This window comes from Xanthomonas sp. SHU 166 (genome assembly GCF_000364685.1).
GTDB lineage: Bacteria > Pseudomonadota > Gammaproteobacteria > Xanthomonadales > Xanthomonadaceae > Xanthomonas_A > Xanthomonas_A sontii.
On sequence record NZ_AQOJ01000724.1, the window covers coordinates 1 to 1,998 of the forward strand.

A 1,998-nucleotide genomic window follows, 5' to 3' on the forward strand; every position below is an offset into this window, starting at 1 on the left:
GGGCAGCGGCGCGGCGCTGCCGGCCGGCAGCAGGTCCGCCGACAGCGCCTGGAACCGCCCCACCTGCGCCTCCCACCACGGCGCCTGCGCGCTGAGCGCGGCCAGGCGCATGCGCACGTCTTCGCCGCGCTTGTGGTCGTGGGTGGCGGTGGCCAGCAGCGCGCGCGGATAGCGCTGCGCGCGCACGGCGTTGGCCGCGTGGAACGCCTCCGGCGTCACCGCGAACACGTCCGGCTCGCTGCCGACTTCGTTGCGCGAGAGCAGCACGCCGTGGCGGTAGAAGGAGGTGTCCTCCACCGACTTGGCGTTGAGCGGTGCCGACAGTTGTTCCAGGCGCCGGCGCACGATCCGCCGCAGCGCCACCTGCGCCTTGCCGGTGCCGCGGCCGTCGCGGCTCCAGCGCTCGATCGCATCGATCGCCGCGCACACCCGCGGCTCGGCGCCGGCACGCGCACGCTGCGCGGCCTCGGCCAGGCGCGCAGCGTCGTCGTCGTCCAGGCCATCGGGCCCGGCATAGGTGCGGTACACCTCGAAGTGCCGCAGCAAGGCCATCAGCCCGCGCGCCAGCATCTGCGGGCTGAACTCGCGGGTCAGCGGATCCAGGTGCGCGGCGGCGCCCAGCGCCTGCACGGTGCGCACGAACTCGGCCTGCAGCGAACCCTGCAGGATCTCGTCGCGCGCGGCGCGCTGCTCCTGGCCGAAGTCGCCGCTGCGCCCGCTCCAGCGCCGCCACAGCGCGGTCAGCGGTTCGGCGCCGGCCGGGTCGTGCAGCACCGCGGCGACCTGGTCCATGAAGTCGTAGCCGGTGGTGCCGTCGCAGGGCCAGTCGCTGCGCAACTGCTCGTGCGGCGCCAGGATCTTTTCCAGATACAGGGCGATGCCGCCCGGGGCGATGCCGCGGCGGCGGCCGGCGCGGTCCAGTTGCGTGCGCAGCCGCTGCACGTAGCCGGTGGGGTCGGCCAGGCCGTCGACATGGTCGACCCGCACGCCATCCAGATGGCCCTCGGCGACCAGCCGCAGCGGCAGCTCGTGGACCGCGGCGAACACGTCGTTCTGCTCCACCCGCAACGCCGCCAGCGAAGTGATGTCGAAAAAGCGGCGGTAGTTGAGCATGTCGTTGCCGACCCGCCACCAGGCCAGGCGATAGCACTGGCGTTCGATCAGCCGGTGCAGGGCGTCGTCGCCCAGCCGCGCGGCGTCGTTGAGCCGGGCGGCCCAGGCCGGGCGCGCGCTGGCCGGTTCCTGGGCGATGGCGCCGTCCAGGCGGATCGGGAAGCGCTGGTCGTGGTGCAGCAGGACCACGCTGCCGTCCTCGGCCACCTGCAGCTGCAGCGCGCCTTCGCTCAGCGCCTGCGCATAGGGGCGGTCCAGCACCGGCAACCACAGCTTGCCCTCGCGCCCGGGCGCGCGCCAGTCGATGTCGAACCAGCCGGCATGGCGGCTGCGCCGGCCATGGGTGAGCACGTCCCACCACCACGGATTGCTCGGGTGGGTGGCCATGTGGTTGGGCACGATGTCCAGGATCAGGCCCATGCCGTGGCTGCGCGCGCGCTCGGACAGGTGCAGCAGCGCCGGCTCGCCGCCGAGTTCGGGATTGACCTGGCGCGGGTCGGTGACGTCGTAGCCGTGGGTGGAGCCGGGGACGGCGGTGCCGATCGGCGACAGATACAGGTGGCTGATGCCCAGCCCGGCGTAATACGGCACCTGTGCGGCGGCATCGAGCAGGGTGAAACCGGCATGCAGCTGCAGGCGGGCGGTGGCCCGCAGGGGAATCATGCGCATGCGTCGGCTCCTTGCGCGGCGGTGGCGGTGGATTGGCGGGTCTGGGCGAAGGCATCCAGGCGCGTGGCGAGGGTGGCCGCGGTCGCTGCGGCATCGGGCGCGGGCAGGCGCCGGCGCCAGTTCGGGTGGCCGTCGACGGTGCCGGGCAGGTTGGGTTGCTGGTCCAGGCCCAGCGCGTCCTCGGCCGGCAGCAGGGCCAGCGGCGACGGCGTGGCG

The 1,998-nt window shown here is 73.9% G+C and carries 2 protein-coding genes; both read right to left on the minus strand.

Annotated features, from left to right (window positions below; translation table 11 throughout):
- A partial coding sequence (gene treY / locus D180_RS16840) for a malto-oligosyltrehalose synthase (RefSeq protein WP_043091217.1) occupies positions 1–1,776 on the minus strand: 1,776 nt, incomplete at its 3' end.
- Positions 1,773–1,998: 4-alpha-glucanotransferase (locus D180_RS16845; protein ID WP_043091216.1), on the minus strand; the 226-nt coding region annotated here is incomplete at its 5' end. The genes D180_RS16845 and treY, both read right to left, overlap by 4 nt.